Here is a 24087-nt window from a genome sequence, read left to right as displayed (position 1 = left end):
CCGCATGGGTTTAAGCCTTTGTCATGAGTGACGCCAGCGTTTGGTTAATGACTAACCAAAGTGATGATAAAAAGCGTTATCCGGATCGTCCGGGTTAAAGGTACGGCTGGCAGGAATGTTAATTCTCATGGCGCAACCGCAGGCTGGGTGATAACGATGGCGGAAACGATGGATGTAGCGTTTTCCAAACCACAGAACGCGTTTTTCCACTGTCTCCATGTACTGCCAGACTTCACCATCATTATCAGCAACAGTAGGGTCCTGAAGTGAACGGTTTGACTTATGCTTTGCCAGTTTGCTCCACATCCGGTGCCATTCGTTGCTGTTATGTTTAACAAGTAATAAAGAATCAAATGTCAGTGTATTCACAGGTAAATCCTCTTCAGTAAAATAAGAGGATTTGTCTCCGTATGGAGAAAATCCCCATACGGGTGAAGTACATCACGTCAGAAATCAGCTTCGCTGTTTTCCATCGCGATCAACCACTCTTCGTTTTCAACGGCCCGGTCGTAAAAATACGTCCAGACGGCTTCGTTCAGTTTCCGTCCCTTCTCACAGAGACGGTCAAACATCTCCTGCCATGAAGGCGGAACCTCGCCGCGCACCGACAGCTCTGCGAGCTGCGCTGCCACATCGCCCAGTTTCCAGTCTATGCTACGGAAACTGTCATCGTCCGGTTCGTCAACAAGGCCAAGACGCTGAAGGGCATCGATCATCATGAGGGCACCTTCAGCTCTGGCCAGTTCGATGCGATGAGAAGTACGCTCGTTTGCCAAAATGTGGAACAGTTCTTCCCGGGTATATGCGTCTTTCATGGTGGATCCCTTTGAGAATGACGGAACCCATCCCCGGCGGGAACTGAGTTCCCGTGAGGGTGAAAAACAAATTTCGTATCAGTCTTGCGCAAACAGGTTTAAGTCGAACTGAAAGACACCTGTCAGTCCATCCAGCGCTCTTCGTTAACCAGACTCTCTTCGTCTGTGACTGCGCGCACGAAAAAATACGTCCAGGCGGCTTCATCAATCTCTCTGGCCATATTGCAGAGGCCTTCAAAGAAAGACTGCCAGGTTTCAGGGATAAGATTGCGTACAGACAACGTAGCAAGGTCTTGTGCAACAGCAGCCATATCCCAGACGTAAAACGGAAAGCCGTCTTCATCTGTCCCTGTATTAAGGTCAAGGCGGCGACGCGCTGCAATACTCAGCAGTTCGCCTTCCGCTTTTGCCAGCGTGATTTTGTGAGCGATCTGCTCGCTGGCATGGTGAGATTCGTGATAATCAGACAACGGGTGTGATAAGTGCATGATCGGGTTCCTGTGAAGGAAACCCGCCCCGGGGGGAGCAGGTCCCCCGTCGGGTGAGATGAATGCCTGACCCGGTCAGACGTAATCAAAGGTTGATGAGCAGGGTACAAACGTACCAGCCTGAGACTGTCGGGCTTCCAGGAAACCGTTATGGCATCCTTCCTGCCACCGGGTGGCATCAAGCTCCAGTCCGGTTTTGGTTAAATACGTGAGTAATACACGGGGCCAGCGTTTCTTCATACCGTGGTACTGACGGTCTCCGAAGAAATAAGCGGCATCGTAAACGCTGCACTCAGTGAACATTTTTGCTTCCGCTTCATTTTCGAGCAGCATAAAGGCTCTGGCATGCTTCAGCTGATCAGCAATAAGGCACAACGCTTCTGCGTCAGCTCTGAACCAGAAAAACCACTCTGACAGTCGCGAGCGGGGTGCGCATGAACGCAGTGTGCGTTCAGCAACGATGGAAAAAGAATGAATAATATCGAGTAAATGCATGGTTGCTTCTCCGGGATTCAGGAAAACAACCACCCTGTACGGGAAGCGTTTTCCCGTGGGATGAAAATTCAGAAGATGAGTTGAATGGACCTTAATCTGGTTACCAGATCCCTGTTTGCAAAGGTTAACAGGTTTGAACCGCCCGAAAGCGCCATCTCTCAGGTTATGATGGCATTGGCATGTGATTACCCGAAGGCGCCTGTCTCAAATCACTCAGGCATTGGCAGTTGTCATGATGACAACGGTTAGCAGAGAAAATGTACTCCAGCGCACATTCCAAATCAACAACGTTACAGTGAATTTTATGAAGATGCCTACCACAACACTTTCACCGTCTCGCAACGTTCGCCGAACCAGGCTTCTGCCATGATGGAATCGGGATCACACTGCTGAGAGTAGGTTCCGTTTTTAAGCAACGTTGCTAAAGTCACTGATAGAGGAACGATAAATTCGCCCGCCCTGATGTTTTCAATGCTGTCGGGATCACACATCAGTAATGAACCCGTAAATATAAACCCTTCCTTTGAAATGGCGGTCTCGTAACTGAAATCCATACCGTCATCAAAATGCCGGTTAATTGTTGCAAAAGTATCTATCTCATTAACAGGCGAAAAGCATTTAAACGTAATTACGATTTCTGAAGGTGGTGTCTCAGGCAGGCTGATTTCGCGAATATACTTAACGGATAAGATACTGAAATTTATAACGGGTAAAATTTTCACAGTTAACCTCATAATTAATAGTCAGTCCATCAGTGACTGACAGTAAACATTTCTGATGTAGGTCCCACGACCATCACCATGACCGAGATCCATTGAAGTCAGTGCCAGTGATTCTTCTTTCGAATACCCTTGAGCAAGATGATATCGAAAAGCATCTTCCGCAAAACTGTAACGTAAACTGTGCGGCGTCTCATTTCCGCCGGTCATTTCTGTGCGGAGCGTATTTCTGTAAAAATCCATCGCGGATTTTAAATCAGGTTTATCAATAATTTTACCGTTATTGTTTACGGCGTATTTTATGGCACGACTGACCGCCCCAAGAACTTTTTCTCTGTCCACAATTGTGGTCATTCTTGCGCGCCCCCCTTTAGTGCCGAAAATCACTTTCAGCGTTTTATCACCTCGCATTAATGCCGCCTGCCAGGTCTTTAAAGATTTCGCTGACTGAATAACTTCTTCATTTCTCAGGCCAATATAACGCGACAGGCACACCGCAACGGCAACGCCCTCATTCTTTTTTTCAATGCTGTCCATTATCTGAAGGTAGCGTTCTTCCGGAATGGATTTTTTGGTGCCCCTGCGGCTCGTGTCGGAAATACCCAGACTTTTATTATTTAAACGGTCATGAGTGGGGTCGGCCATTTTATGTTTGCCGGCATTACGGAGCATGACTCTTATCGCTGACATTTCATTTTGCCGTGTTCGCCTGGAGACTTCATCAGATGAGCGACTGTTCATATACATCTCAATATGCCGGACCTTCAGTTGTGACACCGAGCTTATCTGAATATTAAGTGCAGCCAGACGCTCAGCAAACCGGTGCATAATTCTGGAATAGTCATCCTGCTTTTTGAAGCTTCCTCCGCTTTTACGGATTTCGGCGACGAGCTCCTGTTTTAGCAGTTTTTCACGCCTGGACATCTGTACCTCCTTAACAGTTTTACACGTAAAACATCAATACGGGCAGATGTCGTTTTCTGCCGTTCCGTGAAAACGGCAAAAAACGACACCCGCATTACCCTGGCGACACGGTTTGGGTTCGCGCATCCTGCGCCGTAATGAGTACCTGAGCACCAGGGAAGTGCAAAGTGTTGAGGTTTTGAGAGGTGTCAAATCAGTGTTCTACACTGACCGCAGCTTTCGCTGTACCTGTTTCCAGGTCGCCCCCGATATCATCCGCCGATGACATCGCCGATTCGGTATCTCATTACATAACTATTCCTTAATTAACAATGTGATAAAACGTTTTCATTTTGCGTTTCTCACTTGGTTGATAAAATTGTGTTCGTCTTCTCACTTCGTTTCACGTTGTAGTGAATGAAGAAAAGGTACGGAAAATGCGCGTTGAGGACGTGTTTTCGCGCGCGTCACTTGGTACTCGTTTCACTCGAACGCAAGTGACGCCGCGCTCCTCTGCTCTCAATGCAGTCGTGGAAGATGCCCAAATGTTCCAAATGGTCATACCCACGCCGCAAAGTTTGCAACGGATGCAGTCGTCAAAGAATCGAGACGAAACGAAGAAAACAGACCAGAAAGTCTGCAGGAAGACTGTCAGAGACAGTTATTTAGTGAAGGAATATCCTTTATCGCTATTACGGCGATCCCCATTTTCAAAGGCTAACGGGTTTACCGCCCGAAGGCACCGTCTCTCAGGTCATGACGGTTTTGGCATGCAATCACCCAAAGGCGCCCCTCTCAGATTGCCGGGACATTGGCATGTTGCTTTACGCAACGTTACAACGATGCAGATAGTAGATCGTGTCGGGATCACTTTTCAAGTGGTTAATCAAAACCGGAAACTCCCCCTGGTTTAAGGCTGTTTTTCAGATGAGAAAAAAGACCCAACATGTTAAAGTGGAAAAGACGAGATTTAATCTCTGCACAGTGGAAAGTTAACGAAGGACGTATTATCAACATTTACATACTGCATAAACCAGTCGCACCTTCACGTAATAATCCTGCCGGACTCTCAGACCATTATCTTTAACGTTTTGGAACAAAATTAATGTCTATTTCAGATCCCGTTAAATTAAATTCGCCTTTCCGTATCTCCGGGAAAAGGCTGGTTCAACTGGAGGATGAGTACGGAAATGTTATCGTTATTGAAAGTCGCAACCATCTCATTTTAACCTTTGATATGATTTATGAACAAAGCAAAATACTTAAGGCTTCACCGCTGGTGCCGGTTCACCAATACATCAGAGCGATGTTAATGTCCCTCAGTTTTACCACTGTTGAAAAAGTACTTGTATTAGGACTCGGAGGAGGTTGTCTGGTTCGTGCAATTAATGCCTTTAATAATGAAACGGTCCTTGATGTTGTAGAGCTTCGCGAAGCGGTAATGTGTGTTGCAAAAGACTATTTGTCACTACCTGACAATACCCAAACTCATTACTATATTCAGGATGCGAATGATTTTATGAATCGCAAAAAAAAGGACCGGTATGACATTATATTTTCAGATCTTTATTCAGACGACGCCATGACTCCCCTGCAGGCAAAACGGAGTTTTTTACATTCATGTGCTGACCGTCTTAACGACAACGGCTGGCTGGTCATTAATTATCATATTCCACCTGACGTTTCCTCTCCATTCTCATATTTATTACACTCGCTTTTTAAAAGCGTTCTTCACTGCATAACGCCCAGTGGTAACGTGATTATTTATGCCTGTAAAACAGATCATCAAACTCCCTTGTCAAAATACCAGGAGCAGGGTAATTCTGTCGGTAAGATGTTTAGCTGTGACTTTGATACATTGTCCCGAAGGTTATCATTCTGGCCAAAACCATTTTAATATATTCTCAACGTGACTCCTGACAACGTGGAATACGATTAGACATTATATAAATGCTGTTCTGGACTTATGTTTTACACGCACGATAACAACCGGGTCGCGCTCAAAAACGCACTATTCGTGATTGCTTTCACAAGCTTTTCTCACTATCATTAGGACTAAAAATAGGTCTTAATTGAGGTCTTATATGACAACTGCAATCCTTGCTAATCGCTCAGCCACCATCAGTGAGCTCAAAAAAAATCCGACGGCGACAGTGATGTCTGCAGGGGGGCGACCAGTGGCCATCCTGAACCACAGTAAACCTTCGTTCTACTGCATTCCTGCGGAGCTTTATGCAGCAATGCTTGATGCTATTGAAGATCGTGAGCTGGCTAATATTGTCCGTAGCCGCCAGGATGAAGATGAAGTAGATGTCAGTTGGGAGAACCTCTGATTGTCCGGCACTGCCTTAAAAACGCGACTGAAATTTAAGAAATCAGCGCTAAAGGAATGGAATTCTCTGGACAGCAAAATCAGAGAGGCCTTTCGGAAGAAATTAAAAAAACGGGCTGAATCGCTGGCAGCGCTGACCCCGATAAAACATAAGTTGTCTGGTGTCGAAAAATGCTACAAAATTAAGCTGCGTATGGATGGTTTCAGGCTTGTCTATCAGGTGCTGGAAAGTGACGATGGAGAGGTTGATGTGGTTATCACCGTCATCACTGTTGACCGTCGGGAAGACGTTTACGAGGCGTTAAAGTCAAAATTAGTGAAGGACTAACCCGCTAACCCAAGTGAAAGGAGCTTTTACCATGAGTAACAGTGGCTTCGATGCTGACGACCTGAGCGTCACCCTAGCCCGGTTCGCCGGGAAACGTCGTGACATCGTTTATGACGAAGCAAAGCTGAAACGTAAAGCGCCAGAACCTGTTGTATTCTCCAGTGCGACGCACGATTGTGGCTCTGCTGTCCTTAAAGGAGTGGCAACTATCCTGACTGAAACCCCTCAGCAAAAAAAACGTAATGATGAATGGGCAGAGCTAAAAAGAAAGGAAGAAGAAGATAGGTACAATTCATATTATTACTATAAATAATAAAACTGCATGAATATTCAAAGTTCATGCAGTTTAGAATCATCATGTAGGGTTACTTTAAGCCACCTTTAATACCGCCTTGTATTTTATCTGTAACAAATCCTTGTGCGTCTCGGCCCGCTTTAGCTCCAGCATCTTGAGGTGGAGACCCTGCCTTTTCCAACCCTGTTTGGACAATAGTTCCTAAATTTATCCCAACCCAACTCAGCATCCCAACCCAGAACGTTGGGAATACCAAGTACATCATTCCCAGCACCAGGTTCATGATCCAGCCGTCATTGGTTGAACTGATGAAACTCGCGAACGGCACAGAACTGCTGGTAAGCCCTTGCTGTGCCATATTGTCGTAGAGGATGGTGATCAGGCGGTCATCGAGCCACCCGGCCAGTTCCCACCAGAAGGTGATGAACTGCAGGGCAAACAGCGCAAACGATATGGTCACCACCGTTTTCGGCTCATAGGCACTGAACATCATCAGCACGGGGATCACCGTAATAATCATCATCTGCAGCAGCGCCTGAATCATCGGCAGGGCCTGTTTCAGCGCATCAAAGCCCGGCAGCGCTTCTGCCTGCTTGAGGCCAAGCCCGATGGTGGATGTCAGTCGTGTCACATTACCGACAACGCCGGTCACATTATCAGAACTTCCCACAGCATAAGTCGTTCCGTCTCCGGAGAGGCCGGCATTTCGGGGGCTGACCAGCCAGCGCAGGGCTACCTCTTCCCATTGCGTCCCCGGAAATGATCGCTGCATCTCCTTACGCGTGTTGTCACCAAAGCTGGCCAGCACCCGTTTGCGCAGCCCGGATGAGCCATCTGACCACCACGTTTTACAGGTGGGATAGCCTCCCTGACCGGTATTCGGGTAGCCACTGTCACGCGTACTGTCATACGGCCACTGGCTCCTCGGTGTGGTGGCGGTGTAATAATCGTAATAGCCGGACGTATTCAGAAAATAGTCGCTGCCTATCCAGCCCACCGAGTTGATGGTTGCATCGCTGAGCTGGCTGTTGCTGTTTTTGAGACGGAAGTACGCCCGGGAGTAACACTGATCGGCAAAGTCCTGCACTTCCTGTAGCAGTACCGGGTCACGCAGCTTCGTGTTCTGCACGTCAAACCGCATCTGGCGCAGCTGCGTGCCGCAGGGGATGGACGCAATCATCGCCTGAGTGGTGCCCTTCGACATCATGTGCAGCAGATACCACCAGATGGGCACCTCGGCCGTGCGACCGTCAAAGTCGTTCACCAGTCCGCTGTAACCGGAGTTCTGCGGTGTGGGAACACTGACCCCGCACTGTTTTGCCCGTGAACTGTCAAATTTGATGGTACTAATATCCACTGGCAGCAGCGGAATGCAGCAGAACAACATCACGACAAACGAGACGTAGATGGCATGCTCGATGCGGGGCAGTGCCAGCAGTCCTTTATTACCTTCGTCCGCCCCTTCCTCCCGAACTTTCAGCCACACCCCCATCACCTTAAAGACCAGAGGCAGGGCAAAAAGCCCCGTATTGCCGAGGATGGTCCACATGGCGTTGTTCATCACCCAGCCGAACAGGATGAGAAAATACTCCAGAAAACTGTTCGCAGTCATTGTCCTCTCCTCACACTACGCCTGCCCAGGCCACGCACTCCGTGGCCGCAATGAACAGCACACCGAGCAGCTCCGTGCGCGGCAGGCGGCTCCGGACTTCCGGCCAGCGCGCCAGCATCTGCGGGCGGACCTTCATCCACCAGGCTACCGCGATGCCGGCATACATGAGCAGCCGCCAGGCAAACAGTGCCCATCGGCTGTCATGCAGCCAACGTCTGGTCAGGTGGCCGTCCGGGTCGTATGCCATAAACACAGAGGCCAGTGCGAACATGGCCACGGTTATAAGCAGTAAGGCGGTAACCATCAGGACAATGCGGCCCGTACGACCGCGGAGAAAAGAGCGTTTCATATCACTGTGCTCCGGAGGATTGCGTCTGATTCATCTGGCTGAACCCCTGGTCCTGGTTGCCGGATTTCTGCTGCAGCTGGTTATCCTGGTTACGGGCACCCTGACGTTCCAGCGTGGTGAGCAGGCTGTTGTTGCTGATGGCCTTACGCAGCTCCATCTCGTTACGCAGGGCGCTGATCTCACGGTCCAGGGCATCGATGCGGCGGTCACCCTCGGCAATCGCTTCAGGCTGCTCGGCGGCATTCGGTTCAGACTCACCGGTGGTCAGCATGCGGCGCATGGTGAGCGCGGTCTCGACGGTGTCGGCCATCGCCAGCTCACCGGCCAGACGCTGCACCAGAGCGGCTTTATCGGGGTCATCGCGCAGCGACTGAATGACGCCGCGTGTCACCACCAGGCTGCCGGTTTTGAGCGCCCCAAGATTATCCGCGGTGGGCTGGAGCTGGCCGCCGACCAGCTTATCCAGCTGTTCCAGGTTGGTTTTCGTTGCATCTTCCAGCACCGGTGAGAAACCGGTGCCGGCAACGGTGCTGCCGGGCTGATTGTCCGTGCCACCACTGGTGCATTCACTGGTCTCACGGCAGGTACGGATGGAGCGGTCACCCAGCACTTTTACCACCGCAGCGGCCGCATCATCGGACGACGGCCAGCGCTGACAGACGGTGCCGTTGCAGCTGGCGGAACTCACGCTGCTGTTGCTGGTCACCGGCAGGCTGTTCATCATGTTATAACCGGCTTTCGCCAGGTCACGGGTGGGCTGGATGGCCTGCTGCCCCTTGCCACCACGCTTCTGGCCGCCGACCCAGGTCACACCATCTTCACCGGTGGCCTTCTGCAGCTGCTGGTCACTGGAGACCGCATCCCCGCCGCTGGAGGCCACAATATCCTTGTACTCCTCGGAGACAGCAGCCTGCTGCCACTTGCTGCCCAGCGTGTAATCGGCCAGTTTTTTTGACATATTCTGGCAATTGAGCAGCGCTTTGTCGTAGCTGAGCCCCGCCTGCAGCACCCCGTTGGTGAGCATTTCATACAGCCCCGGGTTAGCACGCTGTATGGCCATTGCCGGCATGCTCATGACCGCGCCGGTCGCGCCCTGAATCACGTTGCCCATCAGGTCCTTAAAGCCGCTGGTGATACCGTTAAGCTGGTTGCCTACGGTGGTTTTCAGGTCGAAGTTGCCGCACATGAGGTCACTGCTCCAGCCGCCGTTCAGCCCTAAACGCGACATGTTGCTGCGACTTGGCGGCGGGGAAATCACCGAACCGCCACCAATGGAGTAAAAAAGACCGTCATTGATGGCACCGCTCACCGAGGCACCATCTGACGAGAGCGACGTATCGACGGCCAGAGCCGGCAGGGAGATAACAGAGAGAAGCGCGAACGCCGCCAGGGGGCGGCGCAGTCGCCGCAGATGCTGCTGTTTCATCAGAAAAATCCTCAGGAGAAATCGGTGCTATAAAGGAAGGTCTGGCCACGTCGCTTGCAGCAACTGTAGGGCTGCCAGAGTGCCCAGGCGTAGTTGCCGTCTTCGGCCGTCTGTCCGCCGGTGTCGGGGAATACTGCGCAGCTCTGCGACAGCTGCGGAGAAAGACGCTGCCACTTATGATTTTTCGTACCGGTGTTTTCCTGCACGGGTTCGGGGGGCCAGTAACCGGGCGAACGCTGGCCGGTAAGCGGGTTGTAGACGTGTAACTGCCCTTCACGGGTGATAATGTCAGCCACGCGCTGTACCACGACAGCTGCCGATTTGTAGCTGTCGGTCTGGGTGACAAAGCCGCTGCGGGGGTAGACGTTGCCCCACATATCGCCGCCGGTCGTACTGCCGATCTCACGCTGACCGGGGATAAGCGCCTCCGGGTAGAGTGATTCCGGCACGCCGGTGCGCCAGGCCAGCGCATCGAGAGCGCTTGTGAAGTAAGGCATAAATGGCGTGGCGGCACTGTCGCACGAATAGCCCGGTACCATCCCGCCGATGAGTCTGGTGGCCGGATGGCCATATGCATCACCATAGTAAAAGTGCAGGTTCTGCTTGCGTTCACCCGGAGCTTTCATCTCCTGACGACCACCGCCGGTGGACACACCTGCAGCGCCACCGAGCAGCGTACTTTCGGTGCCGTCGGCTAGGCTGCTGACAGCCGACATCTCGGTCCACGGATTGGCACCCGGGCTGAGGTAGGCCGAGACCACGGCTTCAGGAATAAAATGCGTGACCTTCACTGAAGTTTTCACCGAGCAGCCGAACGGCGTGCAGAACAGCCAGTAACAGATACCGCTGATGCGCCAGCTGATACAGTCCGGACTGGCGGCACTGGAGAGCAGGCTGGCGGTATTGACACTGGCCATCGTGCCCGTGCAGGCCATTAACGTGGCCAGCGCCAGCCGACGCGGGCGGGAGAAAGATATTTTCACTGTGCTTTCTCCTTCCATACGTTCAGCTTCTGTGTGGCCACGCCGACGTCAGAGGTGCCGTAAACCACCCACTTATCGTCAAACACTACCGCGGGGTATTTCTCAAGGCCCAGCGACCAGGCGCGTGTGAGGCCGGCATAGGCCCCGGCAAGGTCCTGCTGGCGCCGCTGAAAATCGGGTGAACTGATAACTGCGCGCGCCTGCTGTTCAGCCTGCGACGGGTCTGCCGGCAGCGGCCCGAACAGTTGCGCCTGCAGCCGGTCAGGCGCATCGAGCAAAACGACGGTCACGTCAGGACCGGGGTTGCCCGTGACCGGGTGGGTACTGTCGGTATAGATGGCGGTGCCGGCACGGACGCCGGCGGTAAGGAAAAGTGCTGCGAGGCAGCAGACAGGTAATTTCATGGAGAACACTCCCTGAGTGAGTAACCCGCTCAGGGTGCGTTCACAGACCGTTATCGTCAGCAGACAATTCAGAATCCGGTGATAAAATTTAATTCAGGCAAGCTGGTTATCAATAAACGTTTTTATGGCTGAGACGGTCCGGTACCAGGCTCCCCCGCTGAACAGATTGTGCCCGGCCCCTTCAATATTTACGGTCCGGTAACCGCTTCCCCGGAGTCGTTCAAGGGTTACCGCAGTTTCTTCCGCCAGAACCAGATTATCTTCGGTACCATGCAACCACAGCAGCGGAAGGGAGCCGAAGCCCGGGCCGGCGTATGTCAGCGCCAGCATGTCTTTGATTGCCTCAAGTGTTCTCTTCCGGAACGGCCCCACCCATTGACGGCCCGCTTCTGCTGTGGCCAGTGTATGCATTTCATCCGGCTGTTCATCACGCAGCAGGCGGGTAATACGCGTGGTTTCTCCCAGCAGGGGGGCGGCCAGAATCAGCCCGCAGAGCCCGTGACGGTAACGCTGGGCATATCGCGTGGCAATCAGCCCTCCCATGGAATGCCCAAGGACAAACAGTGGCAGGTCTGAATAAAACCAGTGCAATTCCTCCGCCAACACATGGAGGTTATCCACCACCCGATCAAGGTCCGTTATCAGTCGGCTGTCACCGGGTGACAGGCCGTGTCCAGGCAGATCCGGACCAAAAACATATGCGCCGTGGGCGGTAAATGCTTCCGCCATGGCCGCATACTCTCCCACCGTATCCCCGTACCCGTGTATCACCAGTAAGAGATACCGCGGGCGGGCAGGTAAAAAACGGTGAACGGCCATGGTCTGATTGACACCCTGAAAGAAATCAACTTCGGCGGCAGACATTGGACCCTCCTGTTTTTCCGTTGATATAACTGGTTTCTGTTTTACACCCCCGTTATGACAGTGGAGTAACTTTTTCTGCGCTACGATGCGCCCCCCGAAAACTGATGAACGCCATTTCAGATACTCCGGTTCACGTGTAAAATTTATTATCCGGTCTGGCTGGTTGACAGAAGGCAAAATCTGCACCATCCGGCCGATTGACAAACCCTGTATTATGCACAGTCAGGGAGTGTCATCGATGGCGCTGTCGCGACGCCACTCCAGATAATCCATTTCCCGGATAAACCCGGCCGCTGCCGTGTTACGCTCTATGCTCCATCGTGTTTCGCCCTCCTGCATAAACGGAAGCCAGTCTACCGGGACATTTTCCTCAAGTGGCTGATCAAAATCCTGTTCATGCAGGTCATCAACCTCACTGTACGACGGGGTATTTCTGGCATACCACTGGTCACTGTTTTCCCAGGCCCGCATGGCCCAGGCGGCCAGTTCCTCCTCTTCTGAAACGGTCATATAAACAAGAAACTCCACAACCCTGTCATTCAGATTTTCCTCAGTCGCCCCGGGTAAAACAGACAGGTAATGCAATTTACGGGACTCCAGCCACATCTGCTCTTCGGCTTCATCTGCCAGTTGCTCATCCGTCAGGATATCGGTCGCATCTTTATCTGAAGCGTACCATTCCTCCAGGGCCTGCTGCTCACGTAGCCGCGCGACCTTATTTTCACGCGTCTGCTCAATACCGGCGGCAACAAAGCTGTTCCAGTCAGTTTCTGCAGGCGCTGCCATACCCGTACCGTTCAGCTGCTGGTTGAGGAAGTTCAGCCGTGACGAATCCTCAGGATCGGGTTGTGCGCTGACGGCTTCTGCCATCCCCGCATCACTGATAACGCCGGGAAGCCCTTTTTTCTCCCGCCCGGTGCTGGCACGCTCGGTAAGGTAACGTTCCCGCCATGCCGTGCCGCTAGCGCGTTTACCCTCAGCTTCCAGGCTCGTGGTGTACTTCATCAGCCAGACGTGCATGTAACGCTGGCGATCGGGTGCGCACAGGATGCTGATATCATGAAATCGCTGGTAAAAAGCCTCGTCATGGCCACAATCCATGCTGTCACCCTCATGCGCCACCTCGTGCTCCGTCATGCTGAACAGCAGGCTGGCCGTCTGCAGCGCATCAGACTTCAGCCGGCGCACGATATCGATGTTATAGGCAATGTAGGTTTCTCCGTCCGTCCAGGCATCGGCGGACGTGGACTCACCCAGCAGGATCTGAAAGCGTTTACCCCCATAAGAACGTGACTGATAACCCGCCTCGCCACCCGAACAGACGGCAGCATACTGGGCCAGGCACCAGCGCAGCGCCGTCCACGCCCGACGCGTTTCCTTATCCAGCATTTTCTCGCTGACCATCTGCGTGCGATCGATAAAGTTTGCGCTCAGGGTTTCAAAGTCAACCAGCGCAAGATCTGTTTGCCAGCCAGCGCACCACCGGTGATGCAGGGGTGATTGTTCACAGTAAGCCTGCAGGTTTGCGCGTATGCGACTCAGACACTCTATAAACTCATCCGGCTCGAAACAGCCGAAGCGGGCAAGGGTGACGGGATGTACCACCGGCGCAATACCGGCCCGGGCAATGATTTCCCCGCGCGGAACATCGCGTGCATAACGCGCGAGGGTGAAACAGTTTTTGTCTGTTGCCGCCGGGTAATAGCGGCACTTACGGATGAAGTGCTCAAGCGTGACGTGGCGCTTTCCCGGCAGCAGCGTGATCACCTCTTCATCGTACATCAGTTTCTGCAGGTCGCCCTCTCCGGAGAGCAGTGCACGGGCCGTTTTCTCCCGCCTGGCTTCCGTTTTACGATGCTGCCCCTGATGGTCAGAGAAGCCGGCGGCAAGCTCACCAAACCGGTCGGCCACGGTTTTCCAGACCGGGCAGGTCTTGCGCAGGATTTCGGTACGGGAAACGTTGAGCGCCAGGGGCTTTTTACTGACAATCATTCCCCCCACGCCCCAGAGATGGCCGGGGTCGTGACGCACCAGTACGCCCTGGTTGTAAACCGATACGGCCCCTTCCTCCCGAAGGCGATACCAGGCCGAATCGTCTTCGGCATCCCATTTTTCCAGAGCCGGATGACGGGTAATAATGGTGCCGTTGAGATGCACCGTGACGGGCGTATAGCGCACCAGGTCACGGATTTCCTGCAGGCAGGACATGCGCTCCTGACTGCTCAGCGGTTCATACCACTCCCCACTAATGACGCAACCTGGCTCCGCCAGCGCCAGTTCTTCCAGGTCATAGTGATACCCCATTTCGCGCGTATCAACGGACATCTGCCATCGCTGCGAACGCCACAGCGTCCGGGCATGGGCCATAATCTGCCCACGTCCAAGTCGGAAACGGCCGTAGGTGGCATCGCCCTCCTGGTGCGGTGTGCCGAACCGGCCAAAGTAGCGCTTAACATCGTCGTAGGATGCAAAACCCCGGCCATCATCCCGGCAGGAGAAGCCCTCCGGGGAGAGGTTGATCATCACGGCGCCGGCGCCGGCATCGACGCTGTTCATAATGAGTTCAATCACGGCTTTGCCGATGGAGCCGGCCTGGCTGTAAATGATGTGATGGATAATCTGCGGGTCAAGTTCAAAGGGATAGCGCATCAGAAGACTCCGTAATGTGGGTTCAGGTGTCATTTTCCGGAAGTGCGCTTAGGGTTAAACTGAGAACTGTGATTGCGTCTGTGGAAAAATAACCGGCAATGTTCAGGCTGCCAGGCCGGTGGAGAGATATGGAACTGAAAGACGGTATTGCTGAATTACTGGAAAGCCGGGGGCAGTGGCGCCGCGCCGCCCGCCGGTGGCTGACGGTGATGGACCATTCAGCCAATGAAACCGAGCGCGAAGCGATTGCCCGGCGGCGGGAGCACTGTATTGACATGGGGGCGAATATCCCCCCGGACGGGCGACGTACTGAAACGCGGCGCCTGTATAAAACTCAGAGCCGGTATAATGAGGGGTACTGACAACTTATTTTCAGATAGCCGTAAAAGGCCTTCTGAAAATAAGAGAGGTTTACTCTTCAGCTCAGCCGGGTTTATCCGCAGCATTTTTTGCCTGCTGCTGAAGCGGGACGAAAGCATGACGCAGATTCTCAACCAGATTACTGAGTATGCCGAAAGAAAGCTGTATTGCTTCAATCCGGATATAAAGGTCAGTATCCCGGACTTTCAGCGAGCGCCAGAATTCTGTGTCGTGATGCAACACGGAAATAAAACCCTGATACCGTTCCATGTGATTAAGGTTATTCAGAAAAATCGCCATGTCAGCATATCTCTGGCTCCTCATCTGCGACAGCAGTGCGTCAGTATGTTCACTGATAAGTATGAGTTCCTGATATTTATCAGGATATGAATTTTTATCCGTAGTCACATGTCTTCCCGGCTGAACTAAGGATTGTATTTAATCAGCCCGGTGGTGAATTGACCGGTCTGCACTGTTTGTCAGAAGCTCTGCCAGTTGCTCTCAGCATCCGTATGCTGCGGATGGCGGGCGGCAGGCTGCCGGGCTGGCGCTGATGGACGCTGCACCTCAGTCTTTAACGAAGATGGCTGCGACGGGGTACGAAGGATGAACGTCGCGACCAGGGTATTCAGGGCCGAGGCCTGCTCCATCAGAGAATGGGATGCTGCCGACGCCTCCTCCACCAGGGCCGCATTCTGCTGCGTCACGTCATCCATCTGGCTGACCGCCTGATGAACCTGTCCGATACCCAGCGTCTGCTCCTGCGCCGCCGCCGCAATCTCATTGACCAGGTCATTGACCTGACGTATGGCATCATCCATGCGGGTCATATTGTCCCCGACATCTTCAGCCTGAGCCGCACCGGCTTCCACAAACTGCATTGAGGACTCAATCAGCCCCCTGATTTCACGGGCCGACGTGGACGAACGCTGAGCAAGGTTTCGGACCTCACCGGCGACCACCGCAAACCCGCGCCCCTGTTCACCGGCCCGCGCCGCTTCCACTGCCGCATTGAGCGCCAGAATATTGGTCTGAAAAGCGATGCCTTCAATAATGGAGATAATGTCGGTAATTTTCGCCGAGCTGCTGCGGATGTCAGACATGGTATGCAGCATACCCCGGACTTTTTCTGTGCTGTCTTCTGAAATCTGACGGGTATTGTGTGAAAGCTGGCTGGCCAGCCGGGTATTCTCCGCGGTCTGGCGCACGGTTTCACTCAGCTCGGACATGCTGGCTGCGGTCTGTTCCAGCGAGGCGGCCTGTTCTTCAGTCCGGGAGGAAAGGTCTTCATTACCGGCAGAAATCTGGGCCGATGCGGTACTGACTGAGTGAGAGGACGCGCTGACAGATGACAGAGAGTCCGCAACCGTATCGACAAGGTGATTGAAGGCTTTTGCCGTCAGACCGATTTCGTCCCGGCGGGAGGCATCAGCCCTGAGCGTCAGGTCAAGGCTCTCACTGGCCTTTTCCATCACTGAACGCATGCCGTTAAGATTCCGGCGAATCCCGCGTATCGTTATCATCGCCAGGGTACCCAGCAGAATTATGACCAGCGCGGAGCCTGCAAGCATGCTCCAGAAAGTGAGGTGATAAATCCGGTCATTTACTGTCCTGAGTCCGTTACTGATATCCACATTCAGTTTCAGCTGCTTCTGATATCCTGCGATAAGGTCGCGGGCGACCTGACCGACTCCGTTACTGCCCTGGAGTGCCCCCAGCGCTACAGCATCATTCTGGGCGCGTGAACCTTCCAGAAAGGCGGGCAGTTTGTTCCTGAATGCTTTGATATTGACAAAGGCGGCCTCGGTCATACGGCGGTCCTCATCGCTGGCGATGTCATTGTCCAGGTAATGCTGATTCAGGGAAGACAGCTTGTTTATCAGTTTATTAATTTCTTTCTCAACTTCTGCCTGCCGACCTGGGTCAGTCGCACTCTGATGCCGGTACATCCAGATAATGAGTTCGTTACTGCCATTGACCAGTTTACCCAGGTCAATAATTGAGGGGATGGCGTTCGCCTGAACGTTCTGAAAGCGTGACTGAAAACCCGAAACAACGACGAGCGCGACAATAACCAGGGTAATAAGTGATGCGGAGAACAGGGAACAGATTAGCATCAACCTCTGAGAGATATTCATATGTATTTTCACCTGATGTTGAAAACAGAATGCCAAATGCCGGGATCATTCAATAAACCGGTGAAACGGTATCGGCCTAAAAAATGAAAAAATTATATTTTAATGACATTAAAAGCACAGAATGTTTAGCGTCGGTAAGTGACTGGCTTGGCACGCTGTTTTGTTCCGGGGGAATGATCATAAGATGAACCTGTCAATACGGCTCACGCTCTACGCTTTCCGAATAAACAGTAAAAAAACCACCGCCGCGCGTATTTCAGGCGGATTGAGAGCATTTGTAGCGCTGCTTATCTGGTCGGGAAGAGTCGTCTGCTATGTACGCCGATATGCAGCGCACATTCGGACAACTGCATCGGGCTTTCACCTGCAGCCAGAACAAAGTTCCGGCTGCCGGATGATTTTATGATGCGCTGGCCACTCATTCTGAAGGGATAACGTCAGAACGTTGTCCAGTCAGTCTTATCCCCTGTGGTTCTGCGTGAAACAGGCAGAAGTCCGGGCGACGTTTTTATCATGCCGACTGGTTCATCAAGAATGAACACGCCGACCGAGCCCGTCAGCACTCCCGCCTGGTCAGACAGCGACGAAGCGGCGGCGGAAGCCTGCTCAACCAGCGCGGCGTTCTGCTGCGTGACGCTGTCCATCTGCACGACCGCTTCCCTCACCTGGTCTATGCCCTTGCTTTGCTCGTTAGACGCAATCGCAATCTCCCCCATCAGGCCAGTGACGCTTTTTACCGACGCCATAATGGCAGACATTGACTCCCCGGCTTTCCGGGTTTCCAGGGAACCTTCCCCTATCTGCTTCTGCGACTCCGCTATCAGTGTCTCTATTTCCTTTGCGGCCTGGGCGCTGCGCTGCGCCAGATTCCTGACTTCACTGGCCACAACGGCAAATCCGCGCCCCTGCTCGCCTGCGCGGGCAGCTTCCACCGCCGCGTTCAGCGCCAGTATATTGGTCTGGAAAGCGATGCTGTTAATGGTGGCGGTGATGTCCGCGATACGGCCGGAACTGCCCGAAATCCGTTCCATGGTCTGCACCACGCTCTCCATGACGCGGCCGCCTTCGGTTGCCTGCCGGCTGGCCTGATGCGCCAGGTCCCTCGCATGGTGAGCGTTATCGGCATTCTGCTTCACCGTGGTGGTGAGCTCTTCCATACTGGCGGCGGTCTGTTGCAGGGCTGAGGCCTGCTCTTCGGTGCGGGCCGACAGGTCGATGCTGCCGGCAGAAATCTCACTGGTTCCCTGGTAAATGGCCTGCGCGCCGTCGCGGACGGACCCCACGGTTTTGATGAGCGCCTGCTGCATAATCTGCACGTTATTGCCCAGCTCGCCAATCTCACTGCGCCCCCAGGCCTGCGGGGCGTCAGTCAGCCTGCACTGCGCAATGTTGGTTACGCGTACCAGGATGTTTTTCAGTGGCGCAATCACTACCCGCAACAGAAGTATGAGGCTCAGCCCTATCACGATGGCCGCCAGCGCCAGGCTGACCCCCATTGCAACATACCCCCGGTCAAACAGGGCATCTGATTCACGGTTGATGCTGTCTGCCCGCGCCGTACTCAGGGCCGCATCCTTGAGCAGAACCTGGTTGTAGCGGTCATCAAGAGGGGCGATACTCTGGTATTCATGAGCAATCACCTGCTGTGTTTTTCCGTCCTGAGCGAGTGCAATGCCCTGTTCCACGCTGGCAATATAGGTTTCAAAGCGCGCCCTGAGCGGCGCGTCAAGGGCGGCATCTTCCGGACCTTTCACGGGCCGGCTGATATAATCCGCCAGACTTTTTCGCGCGGCGGCGACCCGCTTTCTGGCTTCGGCAAGCTGTGCTTCAGACTGCGCCGGGTCTCCGGCGTCTTTCGCCAGCGCAGCACGCAGAGCGCTCAGGCGCGCAAGGCGCAGGTGGTTGGTGCTGTTGGACAGGCCAATGCGGACCTGCACCTCTCTGTCGAGGTTATCGATATGTCCGCTGCTTTTATGCATCAGGACAGCGGAAAGTCCGGCGCAGGCAGCAAAGATAAGAAAGATAATGCCAAGAAGAGCACAGAAGAGCGGTATAAGCCTGAGATTACGAACTGATTTTCCGTTTTTTTCAGGATGAAATTCGATGTTGTTCATGAGGTTATCCGGTGATTGCATGATGTTATGCTGTTATCGGTATAACCCCGGATAAGTTAAGTGTAATGCATATTTTTTATCTTCAGAAGGTATCGTATTGTGTAACCATCGGTGATACCGCCGCCCGCAGTTCCGGCCTCCCCGCGTGTAATCGGGAGTTTAGTCTTAAGCATTAACTCAGTAATGTGAGAGAAAGCAGCGGTCCCGGCATTTCTTCAGGAACCTTGAAAGTCAGTCATTTCAGTTTTCAGGACTGCTGTCAGATGACGGTTTTACGTTCGCGGGGGAGGAAGAAGATAATCAGCTCACTCCTTCAACAGTTAACTGAACAGCAGTGCAGTCAATGCGGCGAGAGCCGGAAACGCCTGAACATAAAGTATCTTCCGGCTGGCTGTTACTGCACCGAAAACGCCTGCAATCAACACGCATATCAGGAAAAAGAAGGTAACATGAGTTCCGCTTTCTCCCAGCCATAATCCCCAGAATAAGCCCGCCGCCAGAAAGCCATTATATAACCCCTGATTTGCTGCCAGTACCCGAGTCTCGTGCGAAAAATCAGGAGTAAGATTAAATGCCTTCCGACCTATACGGGTATCCCACAAAAACATTTCAAGAACAATGATATAAAGATGTATGACGGCAACAACAGCGACAAGGATTTTGGCTAACACAGGAGACCTTCCTGAAGGAGAACTGGTGAAATGGAGTTCAGGGTATGATGGCCAGCCAAACCCTGCCACTGCAAGCCCCTTTGAGACCGGTCAATTTATCCGGCTGATTTATCGTACATGAGACTGGAAATAAATACAGGGTCAATCCGGGAAGTAGCTCAGGACAGGCACGACGTACGGGCTCTTTGCCGCCCGCACCCGCAGCCTCCGTGTCGGTCGGACAGCTGAACACCGCTGTCTGACCGACACGGAGGGCCGGTTTAATTACACACCTGTCCGCCTGTTACCCGATCTATCTCCTTCAGCACCCACAGCAGGTCGGTGGCATCCGGTACGCAGATATTCCAGCGCAGTCCGGTTCTGAACTCCGCCTCACCTGGCCACAGCGTGTTGCCTGTGACGGTGATCAGAATATCAAGCATCTTTTCATTCACATCTGTCAGGTGAACCGCCACGCAACTGCGCCGTCCGATGCGATGCGGGTAGACAGAAAATAACACCGGCTTCTCAAGGCGTTTCACAATTTCGCGCTGCAGTATCTCCAGTGATACACTGTCAGACTGGCCGATAGATGCTGTACCCTGCGGCGGTACGGTAAATATGACAGAGGCAATCAGTGCCTTGTCCGGTACGACCACTGGCGGTGCCATAGTCAGTTTTTTCATGGATTCCCCTGTCAGATACTCAGTCCGCGGCTTTCATCAAGCCGGCGCGCAACATGAAACGCAGCCTCAAGTTCACTGCACTGTAATTCATCCATAATCCGCCGTCTTTCCGCTTTTTCTTCTTTTTCGGTCATACCCAGGGCGAGATACAGGCTCGGAGGCACCGCGCGAAACAGGGCCTGGACCTTACGCGACAGAATCACACCTTCTGTATATTTTTTAGGAAGTTTAGTGGCAGACATCAGCATCGTCTTCTGCTCATCCGTCAGCGTTTTGAAGCGCGCAATCTGTTCCACCTCGTCCGGGGGCATGACCAGACAAATCCACCACTCCGCCATGTTGAGCATCTTTTTGGCCGTGTCCGGGAAGTCGGCAAGGTTCTGGGTGAACAGCCAGAGCCACGCACCGAGCTTACGCCACATCTTCACGATTTTGGTCGCATAAGGACCCAGCAGGGGGTTTGCGGTCACGATATGCGCCTCATCAATCGGCACGATAATATCCCGATCGCTGTACTGTTCCCGCTCGGCGATATTATTAATGGTGTTAAGCAGCGAAATCACGGCAACCGCCATCTGTGCTTCATAGCCTTCACGGGCCAGTGTGCCGAGATCAACGATGGTCACGTCAGCCTCCGGCCACGGCGTACCAGGCCGGTTAAAGAGATCACCTTCAAAACCCTCAGTGAACATCCGCAACGCTTCCGACATCTCCTCCGCACGGGCCCGGCGGGCGGGGGTGCGTTTTTCGCGGCCATCCTCACCCTGGCTGATATCCCGGGCGATGTTCTGCAGCGCATACATCAGGTCCTCCGGCAGCATCTGTCGGTCAGCTTCAAAAGCGGTACGGGCAGCAATCATGATGGCCTCGCGTATCATCCCGCGATCGGCGCGCGTCATCCTCTGTTCTTCAGCCGGTTCGCCGCCTGTTATCATCAGGCGTGCCGCAATCTCCATCTCACCCAGCACGTCACGCTCTTCATCTTTATCCTCATCGTCATCAATATCGGGAAGCGCATCTTCACTGATGATGAGCGCATCCGGTTTTGCCTGCATCAGCAGATGCGCATCGCCAAACGGCGCCAGCGAGATGGCCTTGCCGGGTTTGATGCTGACGCGATGCACAGTCAGCCCGAGCGAGCTGCAGTAATCTCCGAACAGCCCGAAGCTGTTACCGGCTTCGAGCAGAAAAATACGTGGCCGGTAGATGGCCATCATCTGCGCCAGCTCGCAGAGTGCTGTGGCTGACTTACCGGCGCCGGTGGGACCAAACAGCAGTTTGTGCGCGTTCTGCGTCCGGTCAGTTTTATTGAGGGGATCAACAGACAGCGGGCCACCGCCGCGGTTAAAGAACGTAAAACCCGGGTTGCCGGTGCCGGTATCACGGCCGTACACCGGTGCCAGGCAGGCAAAATGCTGCACGAACATCAGCCGCGTGTACCACTGGTGTCTGTCCTGCGCCGGGTTAAAGCACATCGGCAAAGCGCGCATATAGGTGCTGAGTGGCCCGATATCATGCTCCGGGTTGACCGGCTCCAGCCCGCAGTTCAGCAGCTTGCTGCTGAGATCGAGATAGCGCTTATCCAGTGACGGCAAATCCCTGGCCTTAATCAGCAGGGTGATGGCCGCCCGGTAAAGTTTGTGCCTGTTGCCGAGGTAGGTTCGCGCGGTGGCCGCGTCCTCGCGGGCACGGAGCGAATCCACGTTTTCGCCCATCGAGTCGCGGCTCAGACGGGCAAAGTTTTCCTCCAGCTTATCCTGCGGATGGATAACCAGCGTCAGCGTGAGCACGGTGCCTTCCGGCAACAGGTCCATGATGGCATTGATATTATCGCCGCGCCGCACCTCGCCGGTCAGATGCCCCGTGGCGGGCACGCTGCGCAGGCGGGCCACCGGCACCGCCTTGTGCGCCACATCATCAAACCACCACACGCCTTTCTCCGCATCGCTGCGCGGCCGGGTAAACCACAGGCTTTCGCTGAAATCATTCAGCAGCGGCAGCTCCCCGGGCGCATCGTCGGCGTGCCGGGCGCAGCGGTACAGCGTGGCCTTATCCACCCACGCCGGCTCCGGGTTGAACCAGCGCAGCAGCCAGCTGTGGATCTGCTCACCGTTCTGCCGCCGGCAATGAATACCGGCACCGCTCATCGCGGCGGTGAGGCGATCGCAGACCTGCTTCAGCAGGACTTCGGGGGCCATCGGGTCACGGTACGGTGACTCCACCCAGCGGTAAATCACCATGCGTGTGCGGCGGATCTGGCCGCGCCACGGTGCGCCGGTGACGGCGTCATCAAGGAACAGCCCTTTTTCGGCGGCCACGTTCTGCAGGTGGCGCGACTGTTCGTTAAGCCAGGCCGCCGTAAACGGCGTTCCCTGCGCACGGGGCTTCACGTAGGTCCTGATACTGTCCATATACGCAGACAAATCAGAGTCATCCTGACAGTAAAACTGCACCACCCACTGATGGGCGTCCAGCTCCGGCAGGCTGTCCTGCAGGGCGTTTTCCACCACGTCACGGATTTCCTCCAGGCGTGAGTCCGGACGTCCCTCGGTGCCGACCGGAATGATTTCATACACCGCCCCGACGGACACGCCGTCATCCAGCAGAATGCACTGATGTTCCGCCAGATATTCTCCCCACGGAATATGATCGATAATGGAGGGGGCCGTCTCATACAGCGTCGCTTCATCGCGGCGGGTCAGGCGCCCCTCGCGCGTCAGGGGCTCATGACCGTTAACGGAAAACGGCCCGTCTCCGCACTGGTGTGCTTCCTGAGTGTCAGCCCTGCGGCGGAAAAGTGAAAAAGCCATTACAAATCCTCCGTGCGCTCGCCGGGCAACGCGAACTGCACCTGGCTGTAAAAGGGGAAGACCGTGCTGTAGCCGGGCACCGGCGTGTTGCCGTCGGCCAGATGCGGGAAGACGTACATCACCAGGTCCGGATTGGGCAGACGCGGAAACGTCTGCTGGATTTCGTTCTCCTGGGTGCGGCTGTAGCTGTCCCGGGTCTGCTGTGAAATAACACGCTCACTGTCCGTGACCGGGCGGCGCAGGGTGGTCCGGCTCTCACCGGTTGCATGGGTTGCCGATGCACCATCATTCCACAGCTCCAGCATGGTGCTGTCCCCGGGCGGCAGCATCTCATCTTTCGACGTGCTGCAGCCGGTCAGCAGCAGCGTCAGCACACCCGCTGAAAAGAGTAATGAGAGAGATTTAATGCTGCGCATCTGCGCCCTCCGTCACGTCCGGGTCAGTCATTTCGGCTGACAGGCGCAGCATACGCCCGTCCGGCAGGGGTATCAGCCGGTGACGGCCTTCCCGCACGAGTTTCTGCCCGACGGCAGCCAGTGCCTGGTCCGTGACGTCACGGGCCGTCCCCTCCCACTTTCCGCTGTCTTTGCGGACAAAGCCGGCGTACAGCCGTCCGCTGAGCGGGATATCACCCACCCGGTACTCCAGATTCGTGTTTTGCATCGTG

General features: G+C 54.2%; 26 protein-coding genes. 5 read left to right on the top strand and 21 right to left on the bottom strand.

Annotation, left to right across the window (positions count from 1 at the left end; genetic code table 11):
* Nucleotides 1–51 precede the first annotated feature (51 nt).
* The 6 genes from HA50_RS17085 to HA50_RS17060 all read right to left on the bottom strand — a co-directional run bounded on the left by HA50_RS17085 (nucleotide 52) and on the right by HA50_RS17060 (nucleotide 3441).
* Nucleotides 52–369, bottom strand: coding sequence for a hypothetical protein (locus HA50_RS17085; protein ID WP_084876758.1), 318 nt, complete (start codon nucleotides 367–369; stop codon nucleotides 52–54).
* A gap of 77 nt (nucleotides 370–446) precedes the next feature.
* Nucleotides 447–815, bottom strand: a complete 369-nt coding sequence (locus tag HA50_RS17080; protein WP_084876757.1) for a hypothetical protein — start codon at nucleotides 813–815, stop codon at nucleotides 447–449.
* Nucleotides 816–937: 122 nt separating this feature from the next.
* Nucleotides 938–1303 (bottom strand): hypothetical protein, encoded by a 366-nt coding sequence (locus HA50_RS17075; RefSeq protein ID WP_084876756.1) that lies wholly within the window; start codon nucleotides 1301–1303, stop codon nucleotides 938–940.
* A 75-nt stretch (nucleotides 1304–1378) separates the two neighbouring features.
* Nucleotides 1379–1798 carry a hypothetical protein gene (locus HA50_RS17070; protein ID WP_084876755.1) on the bottom strand — a complete coding sequence of 140 codons (420 nt, stop codon included), beginning with the start codon at nucleotides 1796–1798 and terminating at the stop codon, nucleotides 1379–1381.
* Nucleotides 1799–2112: 314 nt separating this feature from the next.
* Complete coding sequence (locus tag HA50_RS17065) at nucleotides 2113–2520, bottom strand: hypothetical protein (RefSeq protein WP_139810953.1); 408 nt, start codon at nucleotides 2518–2520, stop codon at nucleotides 2113–2115.
* Nucleotides 2521–2541: 21 nt separating this feature from the next.
* Nucleotides 2542–3441: an integrase domain-containing protein gene (locus tag HA50_RS17060; protein ID WP_084876753.1), complete on the bottom strand. Its 900-nt coding sequence runs from the start codon at nucleotides 3439–3441 to the stop codon at nucleotides 2542–2544.
* A gap of 1084 nt (nucleotides 3442–4525) precedes the next feature.
* On the opposite strand from HA50_RS17060, the gene HA50_RS17050 reads away from it, so the two are divergent.
* The 4 genes from HA50_RS17050 (at nucleotide 4526) to HA50_RS17035 (ending at nucleotide 6393) form a co-directional block, all read left to right on the top strand.
* The gene (locus HA50_RS17050) at nucleotides 4526–5317 is read left to right on the top strand and encodes a fused MFS/spermidine synthase (protein WP_084876751.1); all 792 of its coding nucleotides are present in this window, start codon (nucleotides 4526–4528) and stop codon (nucleotides 5315–5317) included.
* A gap of 187 nt (nucleotides 5318–5504) precedes the next feature.
* Nucleotides 5505–5753 carry a type II toxin-antitoxin system Phd/YefM family antitoxin gene (locus tag HA50_RS17045; RefSeq protein WP_084876750.1) on the top strand — a complete coding sequence of 83 codons (249 nt, stop codon included), beginning with the start codon at nucleotides 5505–5507 and terminating at the stop codon, nucleotides 5751–5753.
* Nucleotides 5754–6080 carry a type II toxin-antitoxin system RelE family toxin gene (locus HA50_RS17040; RefSeq protein ID WP_084876749.1) on the top strand — a complete coding sequence of 109 codons (327 nt, stop codon included), beginning with the start codon at nucleotides 5754–5756 and terminating at the stop codon, nucleotides 6078–6080.
* Between the two features lie 31 nt (nucleotides 6081–6111).
* On the top strand, nucleotides 6112–6393 hold the full coding sequence (locus HA50_RS17035; protein WP_084876748.1) for a hypothetical protein: 282 nt from the start codon (nucleotides 6112–6114) through the stop codon (nucleotides 6391–6393).
* Between the two features lie 52 nt (nucleotides 6394–6445).
* On the opposite strand, the gene HA50_RS17030 is transcribed toward HA50_RS17035, so the two are convergent.
* The 7 genes from HA50_RS17030 to HA50_RS17000 form a co-directional block, all read right to left on the bottom strand.
* Nucleotides 6446–7987: a conjugal transfer protein TraG N-terminal domain-containing protein gene (locus HA50_RS17030; protein WP_084876747.1), complete on the bottom strand. Its 1542-nt coding sequence runs from the start codon at nucleotides 7985–7987 to the stop codon at nucleotides 6446–6448.
* 10 nt (nucleotides 7988–7997) lie between these two features.
* Nucleotides 7998–8336, bottom strand: a complete 339-nt coding sequence (locus HA50_RS17025; RefSeq protein WP_084876746.1) for a hypothetical protein — start codon at nucleotides 8334–8336, stop codon at nucleotides 7998–8000.
* Between the two features lies 1 nt (nucleotide 8337).
* A complete protein-coding gene (locus HA50_RS17020) occupies nucleotides 8338–9762 on the bottom strand; it encodes an integrating conjugative element protein (protein WP_084876745.1) in 1425 nt (474 codons plus the stop codon).
* Between the two features lie 11 nt (nucleotides 9763–9773).
* On the bottom strand, nucleotides 9774–10763 hold the full coding sequence (locus tag HA50_RS17015) for a TIGR03756 family integrating conjugative element protein (RefSeq protein ID WP_420872866.1): 990 nt from the start codon (nucleotides 10761–10763) through the stop codon (nucleotides 9774–9776).
* The gene (locus tag HA50_RS17010) at nucleotides 10742–11149 is read right to left on the bottom strand and encodes a TIGR03757 family integrating conjugative element protein (protein WP_084876743.1); all 408 of its coding nucleotides are present in this window, start codon (nucleotides 11147–11149) and stop codon (nucleotides 10742–10744) included. Before HA50_RS17010 ends, HA50_RS17015 begins: the two co-directional genes overlap by 22 nt.
* Nucleotides 11150–11242: 93 nt before the next feature.
* Nucleotides 11243–12013 (bottom strand): alpha/beta hydrolase, encoded by a 771-nt coding sequence (locus HA50_RS17005; RefSeq protein ID WP_158087413.1) that lies wholly within the window; start codon nucleotides 12011–12013, stop codon nucleotides 11243–11245.
* Between the two features lie 222 nt (nucleotides 12014–12235).
* Nucleotides 12236–14662, bottom strand: coding sequence for an ATP-binding protein (locus tag HA50_RS17000; protein WP_084876741.1), 2427 nt, complete (start codon nucleotides 14660–14662; stop codon nucleotides 12236–12238).
* 128 nt (nucleotides 14663–14790) lie between these two features.
* On the opposite strand from HA50_RS17000, the gene HA50_RS16995 reads away from it, so the two are divergent.
* Nucleotides 14791–15024, top strand: coding sequence for a PerC family transcriptional regulator (locus HA50_RS16995; protein ID WP_084876740.1), 234 nt, complete (start codon nucleotides 14791–14793; stop codon nucleotides 15022–15024).
* Nucleotides 15025–15085: 61 nt separating this feature from the next.
* Here HA50_RS16995 and HA50_RS16990 read toward each other — a convergent pair whose 3' ends face one another.
* The 8 genes from HA50_RS16990 to HA50_RS16955 all read right to left on the bottom strand — a co-directional run bounded on the left by HA50_RS16990 (nucleotide 15086) and on the right by HA50_RS16955 (nucleotide 24083).
* Nucleotides 15086–15322 carry a hypothetical protein gene (locus HA50_RS16990; RefSeq protein WP_084876739.1) on the bottom strand — a complete coding sequence of 79 codons (237 nt, stop codon included), beginning with the start codon at nucleotides 15320–15322 and terminating at the stop codon, nucleotides 15086–15088.
* Between the two features lie 179 nt (nucleotides 15323–15501).
* Complete coding sequence (locus HA50_RS16985) at nucleotides 15502–17160, bottom strand: methyl-accepting chemotaxis protein (protein ID WP_084876738.1); 1659 nt, start codon at nucleotides 17158–17160, stop codon at nucleotides 15502–15504.
* Between the two features lie 437 nt (nucleotides 17161–17597).
* On the bottom strand, nucleotides 17598–19274 hold the full coding sequence (locus HA50_RS16980; RefSeq protein WP_084878589.1) for a methyl-accepting chemotaxis protein: 1677 nt from the start codon (nucleotides 19272–19274) through the stop codon (nucleotides 17598–17600).
* Between the two features lie 320 nt (nucleotides 19275–19594).
* Nucleotides 19595–19945 carry a DUF1304 domain-containing protein gene (locus HA50_RS16975; protein WP_084876737.1) on the bottom strand — a complete coding sequence of 117 codons (351 nt, stop codon included), beginning with the start codon at nucleotides 19943–19945 and terminating at the stop codon, nucleotides 19595–19597.
* Nucleotides 19946–20205: 260 nt separating this feature from the next.
* A complete protein-coding gene (locus tag HA50_RS16970; protein ID WP_084876736.1) occupies nucleotides 20206–20610 on the bottom strand; it encodes a hypothetical protein in 405 nt (134 codons plus the stop codon).
* A gap of 11 nt (nucleotides 20611–20621) precedes the next feature.
* Nucleotides 20622–23420, bottom strand: a complete 2799-nt coding sequence (locus HA50_RS16965; RefSeq protein WP_084876735.1) for a conjugative transfer ATPase — start codon at nucleotides 23418–23420, stop codon at nucleotides 20622–20624.
* A complete protein-coding gene (locus HA50_RS16960; protein ID WP_084876734.1) occupies nucleotides 23420–23836 on the bottom strand; it encodes a TIGR03751 family conjugal transfer lipoprotein in 417 nt (138 codons plus the stop codon). The genes HA50_RS16965 and HA50_RS16960 overlap by 1 nt, the downstream gene beginning before the upstream one ends.
* The gene (locus HA50_RS16955) at nucleotides 23823–24083 is read right to left on the bottom strand and encodes a DUF7446 family protein (RefSeq protein WP_084876733.1); all 261 of its coding nucleotides are present in this window, start codon (nucleotides 24081–24083) and stop codon (nucleotides 23823–23825) included. Before HA50_RS16955 ends, HA50_RS16960 begins: the two co-directional genes overlap by 14 nt.
* Nucleotides 24084–24087 lie beyond the last annotated feature (4 nt).

The organism is Pantoea cypripedii (assembly GCF_002095535.1).
Classification (GTDB): Bacteria; Pseudomonadota; Gammaproteobacteria; order Enterobacterales; family Enterobacteriaceae; genus Pantoea; species Pantoea cypripedii.
The sequence above is the reverse complement of the archived record's forward strand: the minus strand, read 5'-3'. Positions and strand labels throughout refer to the sequence as shown.